The sequence below is a fragment of the Azospirillum sp. A1-3 genome (assembly GCF_023806445.1).
GTDB lineage: Bacteria > Pseudomonadota > Alphaproteobacteria > Azospirillales > Azospirillaceae > Azospirillum.
Genome location: NZ_JAMSLU010000001.1, coordinates 1,379,491 through 1,405,489 on the forward strand (window position 1 = coordinate 1,379,491; position 25,999 = coordinate 1,405,489).

A 25,999-nucleotide genomic window follows, 5' to 3' on the forward strand; every position below is an offset into this window, starting at 1 on the left:
CACCCCGGTCCGCGCCCTCCAGCGAGCGCCCGTCGAGTGCCCTTGCGGCGGAGGTTCGACGCTCCGTCCGATCGTGGCGCCCAACCGTCCCAGGAACTGTCCGAGCCGACCAAGCCTATGGTCGTGAGGGTTAATAGCCCGTAAAGAGGACCGCGCCGCAGCGTCCTTGGCGGCGCCGAAGTTGCCGGCGCGCCACACTGTGGCGCGTTCGACCGGATTGCGGCAGGTCGGGGCTCAGAACAGCCCGGCGGCGGCCGGCGCACCAAGAAGCGCCGCCAGGACCAGCAGGGTAACGGCAATCAGCCGCTCCGCGGTCGACCAGCGTTTCCAGTCCTTTCTGAAGCTTTTCAGTTCGTCGGCCATGGCAAGCCTTCCGCGTTCGGGAACTACACTGCAACGCAACGAAAATGCATCGGGTCCAGTTGACGCATGGTTAAAATCAGCCCGAATGACGATCACACCTTCGTACTGGCACAGAAATGCCACAGTCACGGCCTTGAAACCGATGATCCAGGTCAAAGGTCGGATAAATTTTCGCCATTTGCCATTTCAACTGCGGCGATCGCCGGCACTCCGGCGGCGTGCCACTTCCGGCAGCTTCCGATACCGGCCGGCGATGCCTAGATGATAAGCTCTAGATCAAGCCGCCGGCCGGTATCGGATTCTGGTGGCGGCGCTGACAGGGGAAGCGGATGGCGAAGGAAACCGACCTGAAGATCGGGCTTGCCCTGGGCAGCGGCGCTGCGCGCGGCTGGGCGCATATCGGCGTCCTGCGCGCGCTTGAGGAAATCGGGATCAAGCCCGACATCATCTGCGGAACCTCCATCGGGGCCGCGGTCGGGGCCGCCTATCTGACCGACCAGATGGACGAGCTGCAGTCCTGGGCGCAGAAGATGGGCTGGCTGGGCATGCTGGGCATCATCGATCTCACCTTCCGCCGCGGCGGTCTGGTCGCCGCCGAGAAGGCGTTCGGCCGCTTCGACAACGAACGCAGCAATGTCCTGATCGAGGATCTGCCCCTGCCCTTCGCCACCGTCGCCACCGATCTGTCGACCGGGCGCGAAATGTGGCTGCGCGACGGCCCGCTGATGTCGGCGGTGCTGGCGTCGGCCGCCATGCCCGGCCTGTTCCCGGCGGTGCGGCGCGATCACCACCTGCTGGTCGACGGCGCGCTGGTCAATCCGGTGCCGGTCTCGCTGTGCCGGGCCCTTGGGGCCGACGTGGTGGTGGCGGTCAACCTGAACAGCGAGCTGTCCCCGCTGGGACGGCCGAACGGCCGCGGCAAATCGGATGGAGTCAAAGCGGTGTCGGCCAAGGTGCCGGAACCGGTGGTCGCCGGCGGCGATGCCGGCTCGCCCGCCTTTTCGCACCTGACCAGCCAAATTTCCACCTGGCTCGGCCGCAAGCCAACCCAGCGGACCCGTTTCCTGGCCGATCAGATCGACGACGCCCACGCCCACAAGCAGATGCCGAACGCCCTGGAGGTTATGGCGGGCTCCATCGACATCATGCAGGACCGCATCACCCGCTCGCGGCTGGCCGGTGAGCCGCCGGATGTGCTGATCGCGCCGCGGCTTGCCCATATCGGCATCCTGGAGTTCGACCGCGCGGCGGAGGCGGTGGAGATCGGCCATGCCGCCGCCTCGATGCTGCGTCCGTCCATCGAACTTGCGCTGCGCCGTGCCTGACCTATTGCGCTGGTGACCTTGCTCGTATTTCGTATAGGGGTGGTCCGGACGTCGTCCGGACGTCCTACCCCGATTGTCGCAAGAGCCGAGCGCCCATGAGCCAGTCCGCGCTGACCACCAGCATCTCCGCCCTTATCGCCAGCGGAACACCGCATTGGGGCGCCAACAGCACGGTGCTGAACGGCAGTTCGGTCGGCGGCGCGGTCACCGTCACCTATGGGTTCCTGTCCAGCTCGCGGCAGGTCTCCTCATCCGACGCCGTCGGCTTCGCGGCAATGAACAGCGCCCAGCAGGCTGCCGTCCGGCAGGCGCTTGCGACCTGGAGCGCCGTCTCGAACGTCACCTTCGTCGAGACCTCCGACGCCGCCAACGCGACGATCGCCTTCGGCACCAATCGACAGTACGGCCAGTCGGCAGCCTACGCCTACTACCCCTCCACCGCCTCCCAGGGCGGTCAGGTCTTCCTGGCCAACGACAGTTCCACGAACACCGACCCGACGACGGGCAGCTACGGCTACATGACGATCATCCACGAGATCGGCCATGCGCTGGGCCTGAAGCATCCCGGCAACTACAATGCCGGCTCCAGCGAGGGGACGGAGGGTCCGTACCTGTCGTCCGCCCAGGACAATTATGCCTACAGCATCATGTCCTACAACGACAACGACGCCCTGCCGTCGGGCGTCAATCTGACCGGCCCCAGCCTCTACGACATCGCGGCGATCCAGTATCTCTACGGCGCCAACATGTCGGCCGCCCCCGGCGACACCAGCTACACGCTGAACACCGGCAGCTTCATCACCCTGTGGGACCCCAACGGGCACAACAGCCTGAACGGCAGTGCCCAGACGGCGGCGCTGTCGCTGGACCTGCGCGACGGGCAGTTCAGCAGCGCCGGCTCCACCACATTCCTGGCGCTGGCCTACGGCACGAAGATGCAGCAGGCGATCGGCGGCAGCGGCAACGACAACTTCACCGTCAACAGCCTGGGCGATGTGCTGGATGGCGGCGCCGGCACCGACACGGTGGTGTTCAGCGGCAGCCGCGCGCAATACAGCGTCCAGCAGCTGGACGGCAGCCACACCATCGTCAACGGCCCTAACGGCACCGATGTCCTGACCAACATCGAGTATCTGCGCTTTTCCGACAGCAGCAGCGCGCTGTCGGCCACGGTGTCCGGCAGCTTCGACACCTTGCGCTACATCGCGTCGAATGGCGACCTGATCGCCGCGTTCGGCGCCGACACGGCCGCCGCGGCCCAGCATCTCGCCAACTCCGGCGTTTACGAAGGCCGCAGCCTGAGCGGATTCGACCCCTACAATTATCTGGCCGGCTACGGCGATCTGATGTCGGCCTTCGGAACCGATGCCACTGCGGCGACCCGTCACTTCATCGATCACGGCTATCGCGAGGGCCGCAATTCCAGCCTGTTCGACACGCTGTCCTACGAAGCCAGCAACCCCGACCTGATCGCCGCCTACGGCAACAACCGCGAAGCCGTGGAGCTGCATTACATCCAGTTCGGCAGGTTCGAGGGACGGTCTCTCAGCAGATTCAATGCCGCCGCCTATCTGGCCGCGAACCCCGACGTCAAGGCCGCCGTCGGCGGCAGCCTGTCGGGAGCACGGCAGCACTATGTCAGCTTCGGCTATGCCGAAGGGCGGGCGGTGGCCTGACAGAATTAGGCGAAGGGTCGGCGCTCACTGCGCCGGCCACATCCAAGTCAGTTCGTGCTTGTTGTGGTGCAGGTGGATCACCCGGCCGCCGGGGATCGCCGCGAAGGCGCGGGCGGTCTCATGGTCGGTTTCCGCCTGGAATTTCAGCGTGCAGATGAAGCGTTTGGCCAGCCCGCTGTCCATCCACTCCTTCACCAGCCGCAGAAGCCGGGTCGGGTAGCAGATCACGTCGCAGCACAGCCAGTCGACCGGGCCGACCGCCGCCGGCTTCAGGCCGAATGCGCTTTCCTGGCGGATCTCCACCCGCGGCAGGGCGGCGATGGCGGGGTCGAGTGGCGCCTTGTCAACGCTGACCACCGACGCCCCCAACTCGTGCAGCACCCAGGTCCAGCCACCCGGACAGGCGCCGAGATCGAGGCAGCGGTCGCCCGGCCCCGGCTGCTCCCCGAACAGGGTCAGTGCCTCCCATAGCTTCAGATAGGCGCGGTTGGGCGGCACTGTCCGGTTCTCGACAAAGGTCACTTCACCGTTGCGGAAGGGGCTGGAGCAGCGTGCCGCGGCGATGATGGTGGACTCGTCCGTCAGCGTCCAGGAGCCCAGCGGCGCCGTCGGCAGGGGCGACGGGAAGACCACCGGCTTGGCAGAGACGTGCGGCAGGTTCTCCTGGATCAGGGCAGCGCGGCGGTGATGCCGCTGCGACCACAGTGCCCAATTCCGCTGGATACCGCGCAGCGCCTTGGCACCGCCCTTGATCGAGGAGAACTCGATGCGCACCGGGTCGTACCAGATGTTCTGCGCCCAGGCGGCCGGGCGCGCCGGGCCGTCGACGAAGACCAGCCGGTCGTCGACCGACGCGACCTCCCCCAGTTCCGCCACCAGATCGTCGAGGAAGCCGTCCGCCGCCAGATAAACCGTCTGGCCAAGCGGGGTCACCACCGCGCCCGGCGAGGGCTGCGGAGCGTTTTCGGAAGCGTTTTTGGGGGTGCTGTCGTCCATGCCCCACGGGCTACCGCCGCCGGCCGCCGAATGCAAGCGCAAGGATGCGGCACGCCCCTTTCGAACTGACGCGAAGGGGGCTGTGACAAAGCGTCTCGAATCCTCTTATATGCGATCGGTTCGCAATAGCAGCATTGACAACGATTCTCACTCTCAGCTATTGCTGGACCCGGGAAATGCTCCGCATCCGAACGTCGCCGAGGGCTAATGTACGTCTGCATCTGCCACGCGTTGAACGACAAGAAGGTCAAGGCCGCGCTGGATCAAGGCGCCACGACCCCGGCCTCGGTGTTCCGCCATCACAATTGCCAGGTCCAATGCGGCAAATGCGTGCCCACCATGCGCAGCATGGCCAGCGAGCATCGCGCCGTCATGGCCCAACAGGCCGCCATCGCCGCGACGCCCGCGGCCGCCCCCTGCTGCGGCACGGCGATGCCGGAACCGGCCAATGCCGAAGCCATCCCCGCCTACGCCGTCGCGGCCGAGTGAGCACGCGCACGAACGCTCTACCACTTCCGGCTTTCTGCCCGGTTTGAGGGTTACAACCTCGCCTTTAGGCTGCGACAGATTGCGCGCCGTCTATGATTTTTGGGCGGATTGACCCTGCCCTGCCAATCCGGCACAAAAGCGTCACCAAAACAAAAGAACGTCGTCAAAAAGGCGGCGTATAAAAACGCCAACGGGCCGGATGAAACCGGCCCTGGAGGAAACGCAATCCAACCAGGAAGACTTCCTCGGCCACCGGGTTTGCCTTGTCCTTTTTAGGCCGGGGCAACCCGGCGGGATTTGGATTCGGACGGATATCCCGCAACTGCTAAATCGCATCGCAAAATCGCTACGGCTTCTCCCGAAGGGGCTGTGACGACTGCGCTTCCGGTGCGTTTGCGCAGTATCGGCGCGGGGCTATCCTGCCAGCCGGCCGAGAGGTCAAAATCGGTTGAGGATCAAAGGAGGACATCTCATGAGCCGCCGCAACCGGCAAGCCTTCGACACGCTGAGCCGTGAGCTCGTGCTGCGCGCCACCGACCGCATGGAAACCCTGCGATCCATGGTGGAGCGCGCGGGCAGCGACCGGCGAGAGACGTGGGAGCGCACGCTCGACCGCCTCCGCGGACTGAACAATCGTGCCATCGCCCGCATCGAGGCCACCCACATGGCCGATGACGACGCATGGCCCTTCGCCCGTGCCCAGGCCGACCAGGCGATGATGGACCTGATGCGTGCGCTTGACGAATTCGACGGCCATCTACGCCTGCTGGCCGCCTGAGGCTTTAGATCGGATCGTGTGAAATCGGAATCGATTTGGAGCGTGAATCCGATCGCCAACCATAAAGCTACAGCCCTGGAATGGAAAAGGCCCTCTCCCGCGGGAGAGGGCCTTTGTCGTTCAGGACGCCCCGAAATCCAGCCCCCAGGCCGAATAGCGTTCCGGGTCGTCGACCCAGCCCTCGCGCACCTTCACGAACAGGATCAGGTGGACGCGACGCTCCAGCATCGCCGTCAACTCGGACCGCGCGGCGGAACCCAGAGCCTTGATCCGCTGGCCACCCTTGCCCAGCACAATGGCCTTCTGGCTTTCGCGTTGCACGAAGATGACCTGTGAGATCTTCACCGATCCGTCGTCGAACTCCTCCCACACCTCGGTCTCCACCGTGGCGGAATAGGGAAGCTCCTGGTGAAGCTGCAGGAACAGCTTTTCGCGGGTGATCTCCGCCGCCAGCAGGCGCATCGGCATGTCGGAGATCTGGTCCTCCGGGAAGTGCCACGGCCCTTCCGGCAGCCGGTCGGCCAGGAACTGCTTCAGATCGGCGACGCCGTCCTCGGTGAAGGCCGACACCATGAAGATGTCGGAGAAGATCCCTTCCTGCCGGAAGGCGTCGGCGATGCCCAGCAGGACGTCGCGCTTCACCAGATCGATCTTGTTCAGGATCAGGATCGCCTCGCGCCCCTGCTCCTTCAGCCGGGCGACGATGCTGCGGGTGTCCTCGTCGATCGAGCGGCGTGACACGTCGTACAGCACGCCGATCACGTCGGCGTCCTCCGCCCCCTGCCAGGCCGCCGCCACCATGGCGCGGTCCAGCCGGCGCTTCGGCTTGAAGATGCCGGGGGTGTCGACGAAGATCATCTGGGCGTCGCCCTGGATGGTGATGCCCAGCACGCGGGTGCGGGTGGTCTGCACCTTCGGGCTGACGATCGACACCTTGCTGCCGATCATCGCGTTCAGCAGCGTCGACTTGCCGGCATTGGGTGCGCCGACCAGGGCGATGAAGCCGCAGCGCGGATGCTCCGGCATCGTCAGCAGCGGCGGCAGGACGGAGATGGGCTGCCCGCGCGGAGCATCCTCATCATCCTCGTACTCATCGTCCTCGTATTCGCCGTCTTCGCCGTCGAAGTCGCCCTCGTCGGCGTCCTCGCTCCCGACGTCGCCGTCCTCATGGTCGAGCGCCTCGTCGTCCTTCATGGACTCCGGGCCCACGGACTCCGGTGTCGGCTCCACAGCCTCGGAACCGGGCTGGACCTTGTTCTTGTCGATGTCGTCGCGACCGTCAGTCATCGACCTGTACTCCCACCTGGCGCAGCAATGTGCTGGCCGCCTTCTTTTCCGCGATGCGCTTCGACGAGCCGGAGCCGCTGACCGGCTCCATTCCCTCGACATGCACCGCAACCACGAACAGCGGCTCGTGCGCCGGGCCGCTGCGTTCGATCAGTTCATAACGGGGCAGCGGCTTTCCGCGCCCCTGCGCCCATTCCTGCAGCGTCGTCTTGCTGTCCAGCGGCGGCGGCGTCGCCTTGTCGATCTCGCCGGCCAGCGCGTGGCGGACAAAGCGCGTCACCGGCTCCAACCCACCGTCGAGATACATGGCGCCCAGCACCGCCTCGCAGGCATCGCCCAGGATGGTGCGATTCTCCCGCCCACCGCTCTGCGCTTCCGCCGGCGACAGGCGCAGATAGGCGCCCAGCCCGAGGGCGTCGGCGACGCGGCCCAGCGATTCCCGGCGAACCAGCGCTGCATGCCGCTTGGCCAGCGCCCCTTCGCGCTCGTTCGGATAACGCTCCAGCAGCCATTGCGCGACCACCAGCCCGACGACGCGGTCGCCCAAGAACTCCAGCCGCTCATAGGCGATGCCCGGCCCCTTGTGCGACTTGCGGCCGGCCCGTTCCAGCCCCATCAGGCTCGGGTGGGTGACCGCGTCCCGCAGGAGCGACGGGTTGGAAAACTCGTAGCCCAGCGCACGCGCGAGGCCGGCGACGTCCGCGGATTGGACGGCGCCATCGGCCTCGGGTTCGGAGCCGGCGCCTGCATCGGCAGGCGCCTTGGTGACGGTGGACACTTACCGGACTCCGTTGAACAGACGGCTGAAGCGCAGATCGACCGGCCAGCGCCAGATCTCGTAGAAGCGCGTGCCCTCGTCGAGTGAGAAGAACAGGAATTCGGCGCGGCCGACCATGTTTTCGATGGGAACGAACCCGACCTGCGACGGCACGCGGCTGTCCAGCGAGTTGTCGCGGTTGTCACCCATCATGAACAGGTGGCCGGCCGGCACCTTGAACACCGGGGTGTTGTCGAGTGGACCGTTGTCCGACTCCTCGATGATGCGGTGGGTGCGGCCGTTCGGCAGCGTCTCGATGAACTGCGCGGTGCGGATGCTGCGGCCCAGCGGATCGGTGGTGACGTAGTCCTCGATCCGCTCGCGCTTCACCGGCTGGCCGTTGATGTGCAGGATGCCGCCGATCATCTGGATGCTGTCGCCCGGCAGCCCGATCACCCGCTTGATGTAGTCGGTCTTGTTGTCGCGCGGCAGCTTGAACACCGCCACGTCGCCCCGCTCCGGCATGGAGCCGAAGATACGGCCCTCGAACAGCGGCAGGCCGAAGCCGACCGTGTATTTGCTGTAGCCGTAGCTGTATTTCGACACGAACAGGTAATCGCCGATCAGCAGGGTCGGGATCATCGACCCCGACGGAATGTTGAACGGCTCAAAGGCGAACGTCCGCACGCCGAAGGCGATCAGCACGGCGAAGATCACCGTCTTGACGGTCTCGGCGAACCCGGATTCCTTGGTCTTGGCGCTGGACGCCGTTTCTTTCTGAAAGGTCATTCTGGGTTCGCCGTATTGGTTGGCATTGTGGGCTTGGTTGGGGCGGACTCGATCGGTTCGGCGCTGATGACGACGAAGGCCTCGGCCATCGGGTATTCGTCGGTCAGCGTCACATGGATGCGGGCGCGCATGCCCGGCGGCGTCATCGCCTCCAGCCGGGCCAGCGCCCCGCCGGTCAGGCGCATGGTCGGCTGGCCGGACGGCAGGTTGACCACCCCCATGTCGCGCCAGAACACCCCGTCGCGAAACCCGGTGCCCAGCGCCTTGGAGCACGCCTCCTTGGCGGCGAAGCGCTTGGCATATGTCGAGGCGCGGGCGTTGTTCTTCGCGGCGGAGCCGGCGCGGCGTTCCGACTTGGCCTGCTCGACCTCGGTGAAGATGCGGTCGATGAAGCGCTGTCCGAAACGCTCCAGCGACTTCTCGACCCGCCGGATGTCGATCAGGTCGTTGCCGATGCCGAGGATGGTGCCGGACATCATCATGAGGCGGGCGCCGCCGCGTTCCGCGCCGTGTCCATCGCCTTGCGCATGCGGGCGATGGCGTTGGTCAATCCGACGAAGATCGCCTCGCCGATCAGGAAATGGCCTATGTTCAACTCGACGATGGTCTGGATCGCCGCGACCGGACCGACGGTGTCGTAGCTCAGGCCATGGCCGGCATGGCACTCCAGCCCGATGGCCTCGGCATGGGCGGCGGCGCGGACGATGCGCGCCAACTCCGCCTCGCGCGCCGCCGGGTCATGAGCGTCGCAATAGGCGCCGGTGTGCAGTTCCACCACCGGAGCGCCGAGGCGCTTGGCGGCGTCGAGCTGTGCCGGTTCCGGATCGATGAACAGTGAAACGCGGATGCCGGCGGCGCCCAACTCCCCGACCGGCCGGACCAGTTGGTCGTATTGGCCGATCACGTCCAGCCCGCCTTCGGTGGTGACCTCGGTGCGCTTTTCCGGAACGAGGCAGGCCGCGTGCGGCTTGTGGCGCAGCGCGATGCCCAGCATCTCGCCGGTGGCCGCCATTTCGAAGTTCAGCGGGCGATCGATCTCGGCCATCAGCCGCTCGATGTCGCGATCCACGATGTGGCGCCGGTCCTCGCGCAGGTGGGCGGTGATCCCGTCGGCCCCGGCCTCGATGGCGAGCCTTGCCGCGCGCACGGGATCGGGATGCGCCCCGCCGCGCGCGTTGCGGACGGTCGCCACATGGTCGATGTTCACGCCGAGGCGCAGGAAACGGGACATGCACGGACTCCAAAGCGCCGCCGCCCGCCGGAACGGGCGGGGGCGATTCCGTCTATATAGCGGTGCACCGGCCTTCCGTCACGCCGAACCGACCGGTGCAGCCGCGGATGACAGGGAATTTACCGTCCCCGCGCCCGCTCCACCGAATGGATGGCCGGGGTGGCGCGCAGGGCGGCCATGATGTTGGTCAGGTGCTTGGCATCCTTCACGTCGATGTCGATCAGCAGCTCGAAATAGTCGGTGCTGCGGTTCGTGATCTTCTGATGGATGACGTTGCCCTGGTTCTTGCCGATCACCGTGAACAGCGTGCCAAGCGAGCCCTGTTCATTGGCGATGACGACGCTGATGCGGCCGACATGCTCTTCCGGCGAATCCGGACCGGTCTCCCACGACACGTCGATCCAGCGTTCCGGCGATTCGTGGAAGCTCTCCAGCGTCTCGCAGTCGATGGTGTGGATCGTCACGCCCTTGCCGGTGGTGACGATGCCGACGATGCGGTCGCCGGGCAGCGGGTGGCAGCAACGGGCGTAATGCACGGCCATGCCCGGAATCAGACCGCGGATCGGCAGCGCCGATTCCTTGCGGTTCTTCGCCTTCGGCTTCGGCGCGCTCTCCTCCGTCTCGCGGACGGCGGGTGCGGTCTGGGCCTTGTGGCCGGGGAAGACGGCGTGGAAGACCTCGCGCACCGAATGCAGGCCGGAGCCGACACCGGCCATCAAATCGTCCACAGTCGGCTGCTGGAAGATCTTGGTGGCGGCTTCCAGAGCCTTTTCGGTGAACTCGTAGCCTTCCGACTTGAACTGCCGCATCAGCATGCCGCGGCCCAGCTCCATGTACTGGGCGCGCTGCTGGGTGCGCAGGAACTTGCGGATGCGGGCACGCGCCTTGCCGGTGACGACGAAGCGTTCCCAGCCCGGAACCGGCGTCTGCGCCTTGGAGGTAACGATGTCGACCTGATCGCCGTTCTGCAGCTGGGTGCGCAGCGGCAGCATGCGGCCGTTGATCTTGGCCCCGACGCAATGGTCGCCGACCTGCGAATGGACGGCATAGGCGAAGTCGACCGGCGTGGCGCCGCGCGGCAGCGCGATCAGATCGCCCTTCGGCGTGAAGCAGAAGACCTGATCCTGGAACAGCTCCAGCTTGGTGTGTTCCAGGAACTCTTCCGGCTTCTGCGCATGCTCCAGGATGTCCAGCAGCTCGCGCAGCCAGCGGTATTCGCCACCATTCGGGCGCGGCTGGTGATCCTGCTTGTAGGCCCAGTGGGCGGCGACGCCCAGCTCGGCGATCTCGTGCATGTCCTGGGTGCGGATCTGCACCTCGATCCGATTGCGGCCGGGACCGATCACGCCGGTGTGCAGACTGCGGTAGCCGTTGGGCTTGGGCGTGGAGATGTAGTCCTTGAAGCGACCCGGCACGACCGGATAATGGGCGTGGACGATACCCAGAGCCTGATAGCATTCGCCGACCGTGCCGACCGTGATGCGGAAGGCCATGATGTCGGACAGCTGTTCGAAGCTGACATTCTTGCGCTGCAGCTTGCGCCAGATCGAATAGGCCGACTTCTCGCGGCCGGTCACCGATACGTCAGGCAGCCCTTCGGAGGCCAGCAGCTCGCGCAGCTCGGTGATGATGGTCTGGACGCGGTTCTCACCCTCGCTGCGCAGACGGGCCAACTGGGCCAGGATGCTGTCGCGCGCGTCCGGGTTCAGTTCGGCGAAAGCAAGATCGTCCAGTTCGTCCTTGATCTTGTGCATGCCGATGCGTTCGGCCAAGGGCGAGTAGATTTCGATGGTTTCGCGGGCGATGCGGCGGCGCTTTTCCGGCTTTTTCAGATGGAACAGCGTGCGCATGTTGTGAAGCCGGTCGGCCAGCTTCACCAGCAGGACACGGATGTCCTCCGACATGGCGATGACCAGCTTGCGGAAATTCTCCGCCTGCTTGGCCTGCTCGCTGTTCAACTCCAGCCGCGACAGCTTGGTGACGCCGTCGACCAGGCGGGCGATTTCCTTGCCGAACACCCTCTCGATGTCTTCGAGCGTGGCGACGGTGTCCTCGACCGTATCGTGAAGCAGCGCGGTGGCGATGGTGCCGGCGTCCAGCTTCATCTGGGTCAAGATACCGGCGACCTCCAGCGGATGGAGGAAGTAGGGATCGCCCGACGCGCGCGTCTGCGACCCGTGCGCCTTCATCGAGAAGACATAGGCGCGGTTGAGCAGATCCTCGTCGGCCGAGGGATCATACGCCTTGACGCGCTCGACAAGCTCGTATTGCCGGATCATGCGGCCCGACCCGGCGCGCGCGGCGCCTCAAATGTGTGCGTGGTGGTCCTGAGCGAACCAAAAGGGAGCCGGATGCTCCCCACCCCATTCTTCGATGAGGGGGCGTCGAGCCCCCTCCGTGTTCTGCGGTCGTTGTCCAGAATCAGAGGTCTCCGTCGGGATCCTCGGTCATGGCGAAACCAGCGCCCGGCTCGGCATCCATGTCCGCGGCGATGTCGTCGTCCTCAGCCAGTTCCTCGCCGTCGCTCTCGCTCATGCCGTCTTCGTCGCCCAGCGAGGTGTTGCCGCGCGCGGCCCAGTCGTTCTCGCCGGCCATCAGTTCGACGATCTCTTCCTCAGGCTCATCCGGCTCGACATGCTTCTGATGGCCCTTGATCAGGGCGTTCTTCAGATAGTCCAGCGACACCGTCTCGTCCGCGATCTCGCGGAGCGCCACGACCGGGTTCTTGTCGTTGTCGCGGTCGATCGACAGCGGAGCGCCGCTCGCGACCTCGCGGGCGCGCTGGGCGGCCATCATGACCAGCTCGAAACGGTTCGGAACCTTCAGGACGCAATCTTCAACGGTAACGCGGGCCATGCCAGACGAACTCCGGAGTCATAGGAGGCTCTAGACTATATGGATGTGGCCCGATAGGTGCAAGCGCGAACGACAGCGTTGCTGCATTGCGCCAGGGGAACGCCCCATAAAAATGTCCCTATACATCAATGTGGTGTCCCGGAACAGTCGGCGGCTGCTGGCCCCTTGTATGTTTGCGTCCAATACACTAGATTTCAAAATTGGAACGCGGGTCTTTCCGCGTAATCCATGCATATTTTCACAAGCAGCGATGGAAGGAATCTGGCATTGGACCGCAATTCGACTTTGCCGCGTGATGTCAGCAAGTTGTTTTACAAGGAAGAGCGTCTCGCTCTGTTCATAGACGGCGCCAACCTCTACGCCGCAGCGCGTTCGTTGGGCTTCGACATTGATTACAAAAGGTTGCGTGACGGGTTCGCCGGGGAAGGCCGGCTGGTTCGCGCCTTCTACTACACCGCGTTGGTCGAAGACCAAGAATACTCCCCGATTCGTCCGCTGGTCGACTGGCTCGACTACAACGGCTATACCATGGTCACCAAGCCGACCAAGGAATTCACCGACGCATCGGGCCGGCGCAAGATCAAGGGCAATATGGACATCGAGTTGGCCATCGACGTGATGGAGATGGCCGACCATGTCGATCACATCCTGCTCTTCTCCGGCGACGGCGACTTCCGCCGGCTGGTGGAGGCGGTTCAGCGCAAGGGCGTGCGCTTCAGCGTCGTCAGCACGGTCCGCTCGCAGCCGCCGATGGTCGCCGACGAACTGCGTCGTCAGGCCGACAACTTCATCGAACTCCAGGATCTGGCGCCCTTCATCGCCCGCACCCACCATCACCGCGAGCAGGCGCCGTCCCACCATGACCAACAGAGCGGGCCGACGATGTATGATCCCGACGACCGGGGCTGATCGCACCGGAAGGACGGCATGAAAAAAGGAGCGCACGAGCGCTCCTTTTTCATTTGTGGCAGTGTTTTGCCGAAGTGCTGCGACTAAGGAGCGCTCGTGCGCCGCCGGTTCCGCGCCATGCGGTCGGCCGTTTTCAGCGCAGCGATCAGGCTGGTCGCGTTGGCGGCGCCCGTGCCGGCGATGTCCAGCGCGGTCCCGTGATCGGGCGAGGTGCGGACGAAGGGCAGCCCCAGCGTGATGTTCACGCCGCCGTCGAAATCCACCGTCTTCACCGGGATCAGCGCCTGATCGTGGTACATGCACAACGCGGCGTCATAGCCGCGGCGGGCGGCGGCATGGAACATGGTGTCGGGCGGGCGCGGACCGGAAACGTCGATGCCGTCCGCGCGCAGGATGGCGATGGCCGGCTCGATGATGTCGATCTCTTCGCGGCCCATCGCCCCACCCTCCCCTGCATGGGGATTGAGCCCGGCGACGGCCAGCCTCGGCCGCTCGATGCCGAAATCACGCGCCAGCGAAGCCGCGGTGACGCGGCCGGCATGAACGATGGCCTCGGTGGTCAGCAGGGTCACCGCATCGCGCACCGAGACATGGATGGTGACCGGCACCACGCGCAGATCGGCCGCCGCCAGCATCATGATCGGCTCGTCGGCCAGTCCGGCCAGATGCGCCAGATATTCGGTGTGGCCGGGATGGCGGAAGCCGGCGGCGTAGAGCGAGGATTTCTGGATCGGGTTGGTGACCACGGCCGCCGCTTGTCCCCCCTGCACCAGGGCGACCGCCCGGTCGATGCTGGCGATCACCGCCGCACCGTTGGCAGGGTCAGGTTTTCCGGCGATGACAGCGGTACCGAGCCCCACCGGCAGAACCGGCAGCGCACTGTCGAACAGCACCACAGCCTCGTCCGGCGACGACACCGCCTGGACCGGAACCGCCAGCCCGAGCTTCGCGGCGAGCGCCGCCAGCCGCGCAGGGTCGTCGAGAACGACGAAGGGCGGCAAGCCGGCCTCATGCCGGGCCGCCCAGGCCTTCAGCGTGATGTCCCCGCCGATGCCGGCCGGCTCCCCCATGGTGAGGGCCAGCGGCAGCTTGTCCGGCGGGGCGGCGGTCACAGGCGCGTCTCGATGAAGGCGGTGCGGCGCAGGTCGCGGAGATAACGGCGCGACAGCAGATCCGCCCGCTCGGCGATCAGCTCGCGCTCGATCTCGTCGCGACCGGGCAGCTTGGCCTCCTTGATCGGAGTCGGCGCCGCCGGCGGCGGCGGAGCCGGCTGGGCCTGCGGCGGCGGCTGGATCATCGGCACGTCGCGCTTGCAGACGATCAGGATCACCGCGGCGGCCGGGCTCATCAGCACCGGGCTGGCCTGACCGAGCGGGATGCCCAGCGCGAGGTTCTGCAGGCCCGGCGCCATGTCCTTGACCCGCATGGTGCCCATGTCGCCCGATTCCGGCATGCCGGTTTCCTTGGCGCGGGCCTGGAAGTCGGAGCAGCTCTTGATCGACTTGCGCAGCTTCTCGGCCTGTTCCTTGACGGCCTTGGCCTGCTCCTTGGATTCGATCGGAATGATGATCTGCTTCATGTTGACGGTGGCCTTGGCCACGTCGGGCCGCGCCTGCGGACGGGGCGCCGGCGGCTGGGCGACCGGCATCGGAACTTCGCCGCCGCTGCTGCCGAAGGGCCGCTGACCGCGCACCAGCAGGATATGATAGCCGGTGGCGGTGCGGATCGGCGCCGACAGCTGACCACCGCGCATCCCGGCCAGCGCCTTGTCGACCTCGGGCGACAGTTCGCCGCTGCGCACCCAGCCGAGATCGCCGCCCGACGCGGCGCCGGCCGACTGCGAGAACTGGCGGGCCAGCGCGGCGAAGTTGCCGCCGCGCTTCACCTCTTCGACCAGACGTTCGGCATTGCGGCGCACCTCGTCGTCCTGGTCAGGGCTGTCCACCGCCAGGAAGATCTCGGCGACCAGATATTCGGGCTTGCCGATGTTGGCCTTCAGCCGCTCCATCGCCGCGTCGATCTCGTCCTCGCCGACGACGACCTCCTGACGGATGCGGCGCTGCATCACCTTCTGCCAGCCGAGCAGCGCGCGAATCTGATCCTTCAGGGTGGAGACCGGGACATTCTGCCGCTTCAGGGTTTCCTGAAGCTGCTGTCCATTCATCCGGTTCTGCTCGGCGATGCGCTTGATGGCGTCCTCGATCTCGGAGGCGGACACCGTGATGCCGAGGCGCTTTGCCTCCTGCATCTGCAGGCGCTCGTCGATCAGCAGGCGCATCACCTGCGGGGTCAGGCGCTTGATCGTCTCCGGATTGCCGGCGGCACCGGCGTTCAGCAGAGCCATGCGGATGCGGGCGTTGACGTCCGAAACCGAGACGACCTCGTCATTCACCACGGCGGCGATGCCTTCGGACCCCGGTGCCCGCGCCACCTGCGTGCCCTGGTCGGTCGGCCGGGGGGCCGCAGCGCCGGCGGCGGCCTTGACGGACTGCGCCGCGGCGGGCAGGGCCAGAAGCGCGCAGGCGGTCGCCACGGCGACGGTGGTCCGGACGGCTCGCAAACTCGACATGCTGCTCAAGCTCCAAAAACGGGTCGCCCGTTATTACGGTGGGGCCGGTGCCCCATGCAAACGGAATCGGACCTTGCCATTCAGTGCGAAACCAACTGGGCGGAATTATGACCGAAGGGGATAACCGGTCGCTTTGCGGCGAATGGCCCCACCCCCATCCGGTCGTTTTCCGTCAGCCGTCCTCCAGATGAAGAAGGGCCGCGGTTCCCAGCAGCAGGCTGATGCCGGCGGGACTCCACGCTGCCATCACGATGGGGATCGTCTCCGACATGCCGAAGGTGCGGACCACGTCGGTCATCACGAACAGGACGAATCCGGTCAGCACGCCGCCGGTGACCATCGCCATCGTCCCACCGCGCCTTGGCAGCCGCAGCGAGAATGCGGCGGCGAACAGCACCATCGCCAGGAACAGGAAGGGCTGGGCCAGCAGCGACTGGTAATGCAGCCGGTGCCGCACGGCAGGGAAGCCCGTGGTCTCCAGCGTGTGGATGAAGCGCGGCAGCTCCCAGAAGGAGATCGTCTCCGGCGGGGCGAAGCTCTCTTCGATGGTGGCCATGTCCAGCTCGGTCGGGATCGTGTAGCTGTCGAGCTTCTCCGGATCCTTCTTGGCCCGGTTCAGAACGGCGTCCTGCAGTTCCCACTTGCGGTCCTTCAGTTCGGCGCTGGGCGCGTCGACGCGGCCGAGATAGTTCTGATCGGCATCGAACAGGAAGACGATGACGTTCGACAACTCGAAGGTCACCGGATTCACCAGTTCCGAGTGGATGAAGAACTGTTCCTTCTCGTTGGTCTGGCGCAGCCACAGGCCGGAGCGCGAAATGTTCAGCGTGCTCGACTGCAGTTTCAGATAGCGGTCCTGCAACTGCTCGTACTTTGCGATGAACACGGCGCCGACCGGATTGATCAGCGTCACCTTCACCACGCCGATGGCGGCGGCGGCGAACATCACCGGCATCAGGAATTGCCAGGCCGAAACGCCGACGGCGCGGGCGACCACCAGTTCGGCGCTGCGCGTCAGCCGCCAGAAGGTGAACATGCCCGCGAACAGGATGACGAAGGGGAAGATCTGCTGCCCGATCTCCGGCAGCTTCAGCAGCGCCATCTCCACCACCAGCCCGAAGGTCACATGTGGTTTGGTGCCGGCGCGGCGCAGCAGTTCCACCGTGTCCAGCAGCAGCACGATGGCGAGCAGGATCACCATCAGCAGGCAGAACCAGACGATGAACTGCCGCCCGATGTAACGGGAAAGCGTAGGCGAGGAATACATGCGGTGTCCGGTCTCCGGAGCCCCGCCCGGCGCGCCGCCATGGCGCTTGAGGCGGACTGGCGCGGCCCCGCCCGATTGGATCGGTGCGGGCCCCCGCCGGAACAGTCCCGGCTGTTTACCCCTGTTGCGGCGCGATGACAACCGGGCCGGGGGCAGGCCTCCCTCCCGCCAATCGCGCGGCCCTATCGTTGGTGACGCATTCCTGCCTCCTTTTCCGGCTGGACTTCCTGCATCCGCACCCCAAACTGTTGGTATAGAGGCTGCACGGGAGGGTCGGTCGATGACGGACACCACGGTCGCAATCCGCCAAGCGCGCGCGTCGGACGCCGACGGCATCGCCCGCGTCCATGTGCAGAGCTGGCGGTCAACCTATCCCGGCCTGATCCCGGCGCAGTTCCTGGTCAATTTGTCCGAGCCGGCCGCCGCTCAGCGCTGGGCAGCCATCGCCGAGACGCGCGGCCCCGGCCAGGGCGCCTTCGTCGCCGTCGATGTCGCCGGCGGGATCGCCGCCCCCGGCACCATCGTCGGCATCGCCTCCTTCGGCACGCGGCGGGTCGCGGTGCAGGGCCACGCGGGGGAGTTCCACGCGCTCTATCTTCTTGACGACGCAAAGGGTTACGGCATCGGCCGGCGGCTGATGGCGGCGATGGCCGACCGCTTCCTGGCGGCCGGCGTCCGGTCGGCCGCGGTGTGGTGCCTGCGCGACAACCCGTCGCGCTGGTTCTACGAACGGTTGGGCGGCATCAAGGTCGCGGAACGGCCGATCCGCTTCGCCAGCACCGATCTGGTGGAGATCGCCTATGGCTGGCGCGACCTGACGCCGCTTGCACGCTTGTCGGCGGGGCCGGAGGTGCGGTAGTGAGGGGCCTTGAGTCCCCCGCATCAGGATTCGTCGATGTCCAGCGCCGCTTCCCTTTCCGCCGAACGCGTCCTCATTCTCGATTTCGGGTCGCAGGTCACCCAGCTCATCGCCCGCCGTGTGCGCGAGAGCGGGGTCTATTGCGAAATCCATCCCTTCGGCATGAGCGACGAGCGTATCCGCGAGTATGACCCGAAGGCCATCATCCTGTCCGGCAGCCCGGCCTCCGTCACCGAGGCGAACGGCCCGCGCGCGCCGCAGGCGGTGTTCGACCTGAAGGTCCCGGTGCTCGGCATCTGCTACGGTCAGCAGACGATGTGCCAGCAGTTGGGCGGCAACGTCTCCGGCTCCGACCACCGCGAATTCGGCCGCGCCTTCATCGAGATCAAGGAGCCCTGCGCCCTGTTCGACGGGCTGTGGGAGGTCGGGTCGAAGGAACAGGTGTGGATGAGCCACGGCGACCGCGTCACAGCATTGCCCGACGGCTTCCGCGCCGTGGCGGTCAGCGATGGCGCCCCCTTCGCCGCCATCGCCAATGACCAACGCCGCATGTATGGCGTGCAGTTCCACCCGGAGGTGGTCCACACCCCGCACGGCGCCCAGCTGCTGGCGAACTTCGTCCACCGCGTCGCCGGCATCAAGGGCGACTGGACCATGGCCGCCTTCAAGCAGCAGGCCATCGAGAAGATCCGCGCCCAGGTCGGCAAGGGCAAGGTGATCTGCGGCCTCTCCGGCGGCGTCGATTCGTCGGTCGCGGCCGTGCTGATCCACGAGGCCATCGGCGACCAGCTGACCTGCATCTTCGTCGACACCGGCCTGATGCGCGCCGGCGAGTCGGAAGAGGTCGTGCGGCTGTTCCGCGACCACTATAACATCCCGCTGGTCCACCGCGAGGCATCGGACCTGTTCCTGGGCAAGCTGGCCGGCGTCACCGACCCGGAGCAGAAGCGCAAGATCATCGGCGGCCTGTTCATCGACGTCTTCGACGAGGAGAGCGCCAAGGTCGGCGGTGCGGAGTTCCTGGCCCAGGGCACCCTCTACCCCGATGTGATCGAGAGCGTGTCCTTCACCGGCGGCCCGTCGGTCACCATCAAGTCGCACCACAATGTCGGCGGCCTGCCGGACCGGATGAAGCTGAAGCTGGTGGAGCCGCTGCGCGAGCTGTTCAAGGACGAGGTGCGCGCTTTGGGTCGCGAACTCGGCCTGCCGCCGGCCTTCATCGGCCGCCACCCCTTCCCTGGCCCGGGCCTCGCCATCCGCGTCCCCGGCGAGATCACGCCGGAGAAGCTGGAGATCCTGCGCAAGGCCGACACGATCTATCTGGAGGAAATCCGCAACGCCGGCCTCTACGACGCGATCTGGCAGGCCTTTGCCGTTCTGCTGCCGGTCCGCACCGTCGGCGTGATGGGCGATGGCCGCACCTACGACCATGTGCTGGCTCTGCGCGCCGTGACCTCCACCGACGGCATGACCGCCGACTGGTACCCCTTCCCCCACGACTTCCTGGCGCGCGTGTCCAACCGCATCGTCAACGAAGTGCGCGGCGTCAACCGCGTGGTCTACGACATCACGTCGAAGCCGCCGGGGACCATCGAGTGGGAATGAGGTGAGGCGAAATCTTTCGCTGGTGAAGGACGAAGGGGCGGGAAACCGCCCCTTTTCTTTTGCCCGTTCAGTTGCACCTCAGAACAGCGACTCGACCGCCTGCGTCCTGGGACTGCGCCGCTTGCCGCGGGCAGGCTTGGGGCTGGCCGGCAGGAGGCCTTCCCGCTGGGCGCACAGGTCGTGCCAGACGCGGCCGGGCCGCTCCGGCGTCCAGTACATGGGTTCGCCAAGCAGCACCTCTTCACCGCAACAGCTGCAGGGGGGATATGGGCTGGATGTGTGTTCGGACCGGTCCATCTCACCGTTATGCCAGTGGTGAGGCGATCCGTAAGTGATACGGATCAAATCAGACCGCAATGGCGCAAAAAATTGTCCGGCTCACGCTGGCCCGGTGGTGGGCGGCGGCTCTCCGCCTCCACCGTGGAGACGCGGGAGCCGACCGCCATCGCTTCCTACCGCGCGTCGGCCAGCGCGACGCAGGCGCGGTCGCGGCCGGCGAGGCTGCCGCAGCCGTCGGCGCGCTGGGAGACGAAGCGCATCACCACGCGCTCGCCCTTGCCGACCGATTGCGGGGGAAGCAGCGCTTCGGCGACCTGCGTGGTGAACTGCGGGCTGACCCGATGCGTGGTCGGCGGCGGCGAGTCGAGACTGGCGACCTGGACCGGCTTGGCGGCGGGCAGCGCGGGTGCGGGCAGCGACGCCACCGCCACGGGGGCCGGGTCCGGGGTCGGTGCCGGCTCGGCCGGATGCGGTTCCATCCGGCGCGGCTCGACCGCACGGGATTCGGGGGCGCGGGAGTCCGGCGCGGCAGAGGCGACGACAACCGGCGCCGGCTCGGACCGCTGCGGCGGGGCGGTCGGCCTGCCGCCTTGCGGCTTCGGTGCGTCGTCCGGCACCACCGCGACCTCGATGGCCGAGGCGCCGGCGGCCTGCGACGGCTCGCGCGGCGCAGCGCCGCGCAGAACCGGGGTCAGGGCCGCCAGATACATCTTGGTTTCGCGCGGCAGTCGCTGCTTGCCGGCCAGATGCTGGGCATAGCAGGCCGGGCCGCAATTGTAGGCCGCCAGGAAACCGGGAGCGCCGAACAGGTCGTACATCTCGCGCAGATACGCGGTGCCGGCCATGATGTTGTCGCGCGGGTTCGACGGGTCGGGACCGAGACCGTACTGTGTCCGCATCAGCTCATAGGTGCCGGGCATCACCTGCATCAGCCCGATTGCCCCGGCGGAGCTGGTCAGCACCTTGCCGCTGTTGGTGGTCGCACGGCCATTGCTCTCCCGCATCATCACCGCGCGGATCCATTTCTCCGGCATGTCGTATTTCTGGGAAGCCTCGCGGATCAGCGGGACCCAGCGCGACAGCGGATCGTTCGGGTCCGGGACATAGGCGGCTTCGACCGGCGGGGCCGTCTGCACCTGCGGCGCTTCGGAGGCGCAGCCGGCCAGACCGAGGGCGAGGCACAGCATTGCACCGGCGGCGTTGATCGTCGCGAGGTTTCGTATGACCACGAGTGAATTTCCGTGCTGTTGGCGCGGGCGGGACAAGAGTTGGATCGCTTTTCAATGTATAGGCCACGCCTGTCAAGCGACATCACGGCCGTTTGTCGAATCCTGTCCCGAAGATGCCTCAAAGTTGCCCGATTTATCCCTTGTAACGAAGTCGACAATTAGGATTTTTGACAAATGCTGGTATGCCAATCTTCGCTGCCCATCTGGATAGGACCATGCCGTGCTCCCATCCTGTCATAAGGCGCGACAATGAGAACCTTGACGGAACATCCGCGCCACCCCTAATGGAAGGCACCGGCCACGCCCTCAACCGACGCCGCCTCGACCGCGAAGGGCCGGCCGAATTGGATCGACGATCATGACCGCCCCGCAACGGACCTTCCCACCGGCTCCCCAGCCTTTGCAGCCCCAGCGGCCTTCGCCGCAGGGCTATGCCCCGCCCTCGCCCCGTCCGCGGCGGCGGTTCGGTCGGCTGTTGCTGGTCCTTCTGGTCGTGCTCGCGGCCGGCGGCGGGGTTGCCCTGTGGCGTGCAAGCAGCCCGGCGGCGCTTCCCCCCGCCCCGCCTGTCCCGGCGGCGGAACGACCGGTGGAACTGACGGCGTTGGAAGTGACGGCGGTCGCGCCGCGCGCGTTGACGGAAACCGTGCGCCTCAGTGGTTCCGTTTCCCCCATGGAGCAGTCGGCGGTGAAGGCGGAAGTGGCCGCGAGGCTGGCCGAGGTGCTGGTGCGCGAGGGGCAGGCGGTCCGCCGCGGCGATGTGCTGGCCCGCTTCGACACGGTCGAGCTGTCCGCCCGCCTGAACGAGAAGCAGGCCAATCTGGAGGGCGCCCGCGCCCAGATGGTGCTGGCCGAAAAGACGTTGTCCAAGAACCGCACGCTGAACCGCAGCAACATCGTTTCCGACACCAGCCTGGATCAGGCCGAGAGCAGCTTCGGTTTCCAGCGCGCGCAGGTCGATGCGCTGGCCGCCCAGGTGGAACTGGCGCGCAAGGCCCTGCGCGACGCGGTGGTGGTCAGCCCCATCGACGGCATGGTCGCCACCCGCTCCGTCAATCCGGGGGAAAATCTGGCGGTGAACGCCGCCATGTTCACCATCGTCGACCTGTCGCGGGTGGAGGTCGAGGCGACCGTCCCGGCGGAGCAGGTGGCGCGGCTCGCCGTCGGCCAGGCGGCGACCCTGCGGGTGGAAGGCTTCGGCGAGCGGGAGTTCGCCGGCCGCGTCGCCCGCATCAACCCCATGGCGCGGGCGGGGTCGCGCGCCATCCCCGTCTATGTGACGATCGACAACAAGGACGGCGCGTTGCGCGGGGGCATGTTCGCCAGCGGCGAGGTTCTGGTGGCGCAGGCCGCGCAAGCCATTGCCGTGCCGCCGGTCGCCGTCCGCCATGACGAGCAGGGCGACTTCGTTCTGGTCATCGCCGATGGCCGCACCGAACGCCGGCCCGTCACGCGCGTGGGATCGTGGGCGCGCGGCGATCTGGTGCAGGTGGAGGGGCTGACGCCGGGCGACCGCGTGGTCACCGGCAACCTGCCCGGCCTGACCGCCGGCCGTCCCGTCACGATTGCCGGCGCCTGATCGGGAGCAGCCGCCATGCCGATCACCCGCATCAGCGTCGACAACCCGGTCTTCGCCACCATGATGATGGTGGCGCTGATGGTGCTCGGCCTCTTCTCCTACAACCGGCTGGGCGTCGACCTGTTTCCCGACGTCGATTTCCCGGTGGTGGTGGTCAGCACCAGCTATCCCGGCGCCAGCCCAGAGACGGTGGAAACCGACATCACCCGCCCGGTCGAGGATGCGATCAACACCATCGCCGGCATCAAGACGTTGACCTCGCGCTCTTACGAGGGCCAGTCGGTGGTGATCGCGGAGTTCGACCTGAAGACCTCCTCCGTCCAGGCGTTGCAGGACGTGCGCGAAAAGGTCTCGGCCATCCGCGCCACTTTCCGGGACGAGGTGAAGGATCCGCAGATCACCCGATTCAACCCGGATGACCAGCCGATCCTGTCCATCGCCGTCACGTCGGACCTGCGGTCCTTGCGCGATCTCACCACGCTCACCGACCAGATCATCCTGAAGCGCCTGCAGAACGTCCGCGGCGTCGGCAAGGCCACCATCGCCGGCGGGGTGAAGCGCCAGATCCTGGTTCGCCTGAAGCCGGAAAAGCTGGAGGCGCTGAACGTCGGCGTCGACGAGGTGATCGCCACCGTCACGGGTGAGAACCAGGACGTCCCCGCCGGCACCGTCACCGGCCAGGGGCGGGAGCGCGTGGTGCAGGTGGAGGGGCGCGTCCGCAACCCGCGCGACCTGCTGGACCTGATCGTCGCCCGCCGCGGCAACAGCCCGGTGCGGCTGGGTCAGGTCGCCGAGGTGATCGACGGGCAGGAGGAACAGGACTCCGCAGCATTGCTGAACGGCAACCCGGCGCTGGCGGTCGATGTGGTCAAGGTCCAGGGCGCCAACACGGTGGAGGTCGCGCGCGGCCTGCAGGCGGCGATCGGGGATCTGCGGACCAACGGCTCCCTGCCGCCGGACGTGACGCTGGCGGTGGTGCGCGACAGTTCCCGCGGCATCACCAACTCGCTCAGCAACGTGCAGAAGACGCTGGTCGAGGGCGGCATCCTGACCATCCTGATCGTCATGGTCTTCCTGGGGTCCTGGCGCAGCACGGTCATCACCGCCCTGACCCTGCCGGTCGCCGTGCTCGGCACCTTCGGCATGCTGGCGGCGATGGGCTTCACGCTGAACATGATGACGCTGATGGCGCTGTCGCTCGCCATCGGCATCCTGATCGACGACGCCATCGTGGTACGCGAGAACATCATGCGCCACCTCGCCCGCGGCCAGGGCCACCGGCAGGCGGCGCTCGACGGCACGGCGGAGATCGGGCTGGCGGTGCTGGCGACCACGCTCACCATCGTCGCGGTGTTCCTGCCGGTCGCCTTCATGGGCGGCATCATCGGCCGCTTCTTCCTGCAATTCGGCATCACCGTCTCGGCGGCGGTGCTGATCTCGCTGTTCGTCTCCTTCACGCTCGATCCCATGCTGTCGAGCGTGTGGTACGACCCGGCGGCGCACGGCAAACACGGCCGCTCCATTTTCGGCCGCTTCGCGGCAGCGTTCGAGCGCGGCTTCACCGCCGTCTCGCACGGCTATGGCCGGCTGCTGCGCTGGGGCCTGCGCCGGCGCTGGGTGGTGATGATCGCGGCGTTGGCGATCTTCTTCGGCAGCTTCCTGCTGGTCCCGCGCATCGGCGTGGAGTTCGTTCCCGCCGCCGACCTGGGCGAGCAGATCGTCGAGGTGGAAACCCCCGTCGGCTCCTCGCTCGCCGCGACCACCGCCAAGACCAAGCAGGTCGAGGCGGCGATCCGCGAGTTCCCGGAAATCGCCTACACCTACAGCACCGTCAACACCGGCGTGTCGATCGGCCACAACCGCGGCAGCATCTATCTACGCTACGTCCCCATCGATCAGCGCAAGCGCTCGCCGAACGACCTTGCCCCGCTGCTGCGCCAACGGCTGTCGGCGATCCCCGGCGTCACCATGGGCATCGCCATCCCCGGCGTCGGCGGCGTGCAGAAGCAGATCCAGGTGTCGGTGCAGGGCCGCGACATTGCAGAGCTGGACCGGCTGTCGCAGAAGGTCATCGGCGCCATGCGCGCCATCCCCGGCTTCGTGGATGTCGACAGCACCCTGAAGGCGGCCAAGCCGACGCTCGCCGTCCGGCTGGAGCGCGACCTCGCCAGCGATCTCGGCATCGGCACCAAAAAAGTCGCCGACACGCTACGCCCGCTGTTCGCCGGCGACACGGTATCGAGTTGGAAGGCGCCGGACGGCGAGAGTTACGACGTGCTGGTCCGCCTGCCGGAGGCTGCCCGCGCCGGCCGCGCCGACCTCGACCGCATTTATCTATCCGGCGGGATGGACGCCAACGGCACGCCGCGCATGATCCCGCTGTCCCAGGTGGCGGATGTGACGACGACGCTCGGCGCGTCGCAGATCAACCGGCGCGACCTGCAGCGCGAGGTGAATGTCCAGGCCAACGTCCAGGGCCGCGCCGCCGGCGATGCCGGACGCGAGTTGCAGGCGGCCCTGGCGAAGATTGAACTGCCGCCCGGCTACCGCATCGTCTTCGGCGGCTCCACCAAGGACATCGCCGAGACCAGCGGTTACGCGGCGCAGGCGCTGGCGCTCGCCGTCATCCTGATCTACCTGATCCTCGCCTCGCAGTTCGGCAGCTTCCTGCAACCGCTGGCCATCATGGCCTCGCTGCCCTTGTCGCTGGTCGGCGTGTTCCTGGGCCTGCTGGTGGCGGGATCGACGCTGAACATCTTCAGCGCCATCGGCTTCATCATGCTGATGGGTCTGGTGACCAAGAACGCCATCCTGCTGGTCGATTTCGCCAACCAGGCGCGCAAACGCGGCGCCAGCCTGCACGATGCACTGGTGGAGGCCGGCATCATCCGCCTGCGCCCCATCGTGATGACCACCGCGGCGATGATCTTCGGCATGACCCCGCTGGCGCTCGGCATCGGCGAGGGCGCGCAGCAGCGGGCACCGATGGCTCATGCGGTGATCGGCGGCCTCTTGTCCTCCACCATCCTGACGCTGCTGGTGGTGCCTGTGGCGCTGACCTATCTGGACGGGCTGTCGCGCCGGATGAAGCGCTGGTTCGCCCATACCGATCCGGACGCCCAACAGCAACCGACGGGGCAGCACCCGGCGGAGTGAGCG

Annotated in this window: 23 protein-coding genes; 9 read left to right on the plus strand and 14 right to left on the minus strand. The window is 66.8% G+C overall.

Features of this window, described 5'->3' with window-relative positions; all coding sequences use genetic code 11:
* Positions 1 to 234 precede the first annotated feature (234 nt).
* Entirely contained in the window at positions 235 to 363 is a 129-nt protein-coding gene (locus M5E06_RS35470; RefSeq protein ID WP_256379245.1) for a hypothetical protein, read from the minus strand.
* 329 nt (positions 364 to 692) lie between these two features.
* Here M5E06_RS35470 and M5E06_RS35475 point away from each other — a divergent pair, with 329 nt between their 5' ends.
* On the plus strand, positions 693 to 1,688 hold the full coding sequence (locus M5E06_RS35475; protein WP_286208626.1) for a patatin-like phospholipase family protein: 996 nt from the start codon (positions 693 to 695) through the stop codon (positions 1,686 to 1,688).
* 95 nt (positions 1,689 to 1,783) lie between these two features.
* On the plus strand, positions 1,784 to 3,364 hold the full coding sequence (locus M5E06_RS06570) for a matrixin family metalloprotease (RefSeq protein WP_252137585.1): 1,581 nt from the start codon (positions 1,784 to 1,786) through the stop codon (positions 3,362 to 3,364).
* A 24-nt stretch (positions 3,365 to 3,388) separates the two neighbouring features.
* Here M5E06_RS06570 and M5E06_RS06575 read toward each other — a convergent pair whose 3' ends face one another.
* Positions 3,389 to 4,360 carry an SAM-dependent methyltransferase gene (locus M5E06_RS06575; protein WP_252137586.1) on the minus strand — a complete coding sequence of 324 codons (972 nt, stop codon included), beginning with the start codon at positions 4,358 to 4,360 and terminating at the stop codon, positions 3,389 to 3,391.
* A 207-nt stretch (positions 4,361 to 4,567) separates the two neighbouring features.
* Between M5E06_RS06575 and M5E06_RS06580 the strand changes: the two genes are divergently transcribed.
* Positions 4,568 to 4,849: a (2Fe-2S)-binding protein gene (locus M5E06_RS06580; protein ID WP_252137587.1), complete on the plus strand. Its 282-nt coding sequence runs from the start codon at positions 4,568 to 4,570 to the stop codon at positions 4,847 to 4,849.
* 472 nt (positions 4,850 to 5,321) lie between these two features.
* Positions 5,322 to 5,627 (plus strand): hypothetical protein, encoded by a 306-nt coding sequence (locus M5E06_RS06585; RefSeq protein ID WP_252137588.1) that lies wholly within the window; start codon positions 5,322 to 5,324, stop codon positions 5,625 to 5,627.
* 120 nt (positions 5,628 to 5,747) lie between these two features.
* On the opposite strand, the gene era is transcribed toward M5E06_RS06585, so the two are convergent.
* The 7 genes from era to rpoZ all read right to left on the minus strand — a co-directional run bounded on the left by era (position 5,748) and on the right by rpoZ (position 12,547).
* On the minus strand, positions 5,748 to 6,653 hold the full coding sequence (gene era / locus M5E06_RS06590) for a GTPase Era (protein WP_109073170.1): 906 nt from the start codon (positions 6,651 to 6,653) through the stop codon (positions 5,748 to 5,750).
* 253 nt (positions 6,654 to 6,906) lie between these two features.
* On the minus strand, positions 6,907 to 7,692 hold the full coding sequence (rnc, locus tag M5E06_RS06595) for a ribonuclease III (protein WP_252137589.1): 786 nt from the start codon (positions 7,690 to 7,692) through the stop codon (positions 6,907 to 6,909).
* On the minus strand, positions 7,693 to 8,460 hold the full coding sequence (gene lepB, locus M5E06_RS06600) for a signal peptidase I (RefSeq protein WP_109073131.1): 768 nt from the start codon (positions 8,458 to 8,460) through the stop codon (positions 7,693 to 7,695).
* Positions 8,457 to 8,942: a holo-ACP synthase gene (gene acpS / locus M5E06_RS06605; RefSeq protein WP_252137590.1), complete on the minus strand. Its 486-nt coding sequence runs from the start codon at positions 8,940 to 8,942 to the stop codon at positions 8,457 to 8,459. Before acpS ends, lepB begins: the two co-directional genes overlap by 4 nt.
* Positions 8,939 to 9,691 (minus strand): pyridoxine 5'-phosphate synthase, encoded by a 753-nt coding sequence (locus M5E06_RS06610; protein ID WP_252137591.1) that lies wholly within the window; start codon positions 9,689 to 9,691, stop codon positions 8,939 to 8,941. The genes acpS and M5E06_RS06610 overlap by 4 nt, the downstream gene beginning before the upstream one ends.
* A 119-nt stretch (positions 9,692 to 9,810) precedes the next feature.
* Positions 9,811 to 11,970, minus strand: a complete 2,160-nt coding sequence (locus M5E06_RS06615; protein ID WP_252137592.1) for a RelA/SpoT family protein — start codon at positions 11,968 to 11,970, stop codon at positions 9,811 to 9,813.
* A 142-nt stretch (positions 11,971 to 12,112) separates the two neighbouring features.
* Positions 12,113 to 12,547 (minus strand): DNA-directed RNA polymerase subunit omega, encoded by a 435-nt coding sequence (rpoZ, locus tag M5E06_RS06620; protein ID WP_109150067.1) that lies wholly within the window; start codon positions 12,545 to 12,547, stop codon positions 12,113 to 12,115.
* A gap of 267 nt (positions 12,548 to 12,814) precedes the next feature.
* Here rpoZ and M5E06_RS06625 point away from each other — a divergent pair, with 267 nt between their 5' ends.
* On the plus strand, positions 12,815 to 13,456 hold the full coding sequence (locus M5E06_RS06625) for a LabA-like NYN domain-containing protein (protein ID WP_252137593.1): 642 nt from the start codon (positions 12,815 to 12,817) through the stop codon (positions 13,454 to 13,456).
* 83 nt (positions 13,457 to 13,539) lie between these two features.
* On the opposite strand, the gene pdxA is transcribed toward M5E06_RS06625, so the two are convergent.
* The 3 genes from pdxA to lptG form a co-directional block, all read right to left on the minus strand.
* Positions 13,540 to 14,568, minus strand: coding sequence for a 4-hydroxythreonine-4-phosphate dehydrogenase PdxA (gene pdxA / locus M5E06_RS06630; RefSeq protein ID WP_252137594.1), 1,029 nt, complete (start codon positions 14,566 to 14,568; stop codon positions 13,540 to 13,542).
* Positions 14,565 to 16,025, minus strand: coding sequence for a peptidylprolyl isomerase (locus tag M5E06_RS06635; RefSeq protein WP_252137595.1), 1,461 nt, complete (start codon positions 16,023 to 16,025; stop codon positions 14,565 to 14,567). The genes pdxA and M5E06_RS06635 overlap by 4 nt, the downstream gene beginning before the upstream one ends.
* 172 nt (positions 16,026 to 16,197) lie before the next feature.
* The gene (gene lptG / locus M5E06_RS06640; RefSeq protein WP_109073123.1) at positions 16,198 to 17,292 is read right to left on the minus strand and encodes an LPS export ABC transporter permease LptG; all 1,095 of its coding nucleotides are present in this window, start codon (positions 17,290 to 17,292) and stop codon (positions 16,198 to 16,200) included.
* A gap of 280 nt (positions 17,293 to 17,572) precedes the next feature.
* Between lptG and M5E06_RS06645 the strand changes: the two genes are divergently transcribed.
* Entirely contained in the window at positions 17,573 to 18,151 is a 579-nt protein-coding gene (locus M5E06_RS06645; protein WP_252137596.1) for a GNAT family N-acetyltransferase, read from the plus strand.
* Between the two features lie 36 nt (positions 18,152 to 18,187).
* Entirely contained in the window at positions 18,188 to 19,756 is a 1,569-nt protein-coding gene (guaA, locus tag M5E06_RS06650; protein WP_252137597.1) for a glutamine-hydrolyzing GMP synthase, read from the plus strand.
* Positions 19,757 to 19,834: 78 nt separating this feature from the next.
* Here guaA and M5E06_RS06655 read toward each other — a convergent pair whose 3' ends face one another.
* Both M5E06_RS06655 and M5E06_RS06660 read right to left on the minus strand, forming a co-directional pair.
* Positions 19,835 to 19,993 carry a hypothetical protein gene (locus tag M5E06_RS06655; protein WP_252137598.1) on the minus strand — a complete coding sequence of 53 codons (159 nt, stop codon included), beginning with the start codon at positions 19,991 to 19,993 and terminating at the stop codon, positions 19,835 to 19,837.
* A 215-nt stretch (positions 19,994 to 20,208) separates the two neighbouring features.
* Positions 20,209 to 21,264 carry a transglycosylase SLT domain-containing protein gene (locus M5E06_RS06660; RefSeq protein WP_252137599.1) on the minus strand — a complete coding sequence of 352 codons (1,056 nt, stop codon included), beginning with the start codon at positions 21,262 to 21,264 and terminating at the stop codon, positions 20,209 to 20,211.
* A 358-nt stretch (positions 21,265 to 21,622) separates the two neighbouring features.
* Here M5E06_RS06660 and M5E06_RS06665 point away from each other — a divergent pair, with 358 nt between their 5' ends.
* Both M5E06_RS06665 and M5E06_RS06670 read left to right on the plus strand, forming a co-directional pair.
* The gene (locus M5E06_RS06665) at positions 21,623 to 22,840 is read left to right on the plus strand and encodes an efflux RND transporter periplasmic adaptor subunit (RefSeq protein WP_252137600.1); all 1,218 of its coding nucleotides are present in this window, start codon (positions 21,623 to 21,625) and stop codon (positions 22,838 to 22,840) included.
* A gap of 15 nt (positions 22,841 to 22,855) precedes the next feature.
* A complete protein-coding gene (locus M5E06_RS06670) occupies positions 22,856 to 25,996 on the plus strand; it encodes an efflux RND transporter permease subunit (protein WP_252137601.1) in 3,141 nt (1,046 codons plus the stop codon).
* Positions 25,997 to 25,999: the final 3 nt, after the last annotated feature.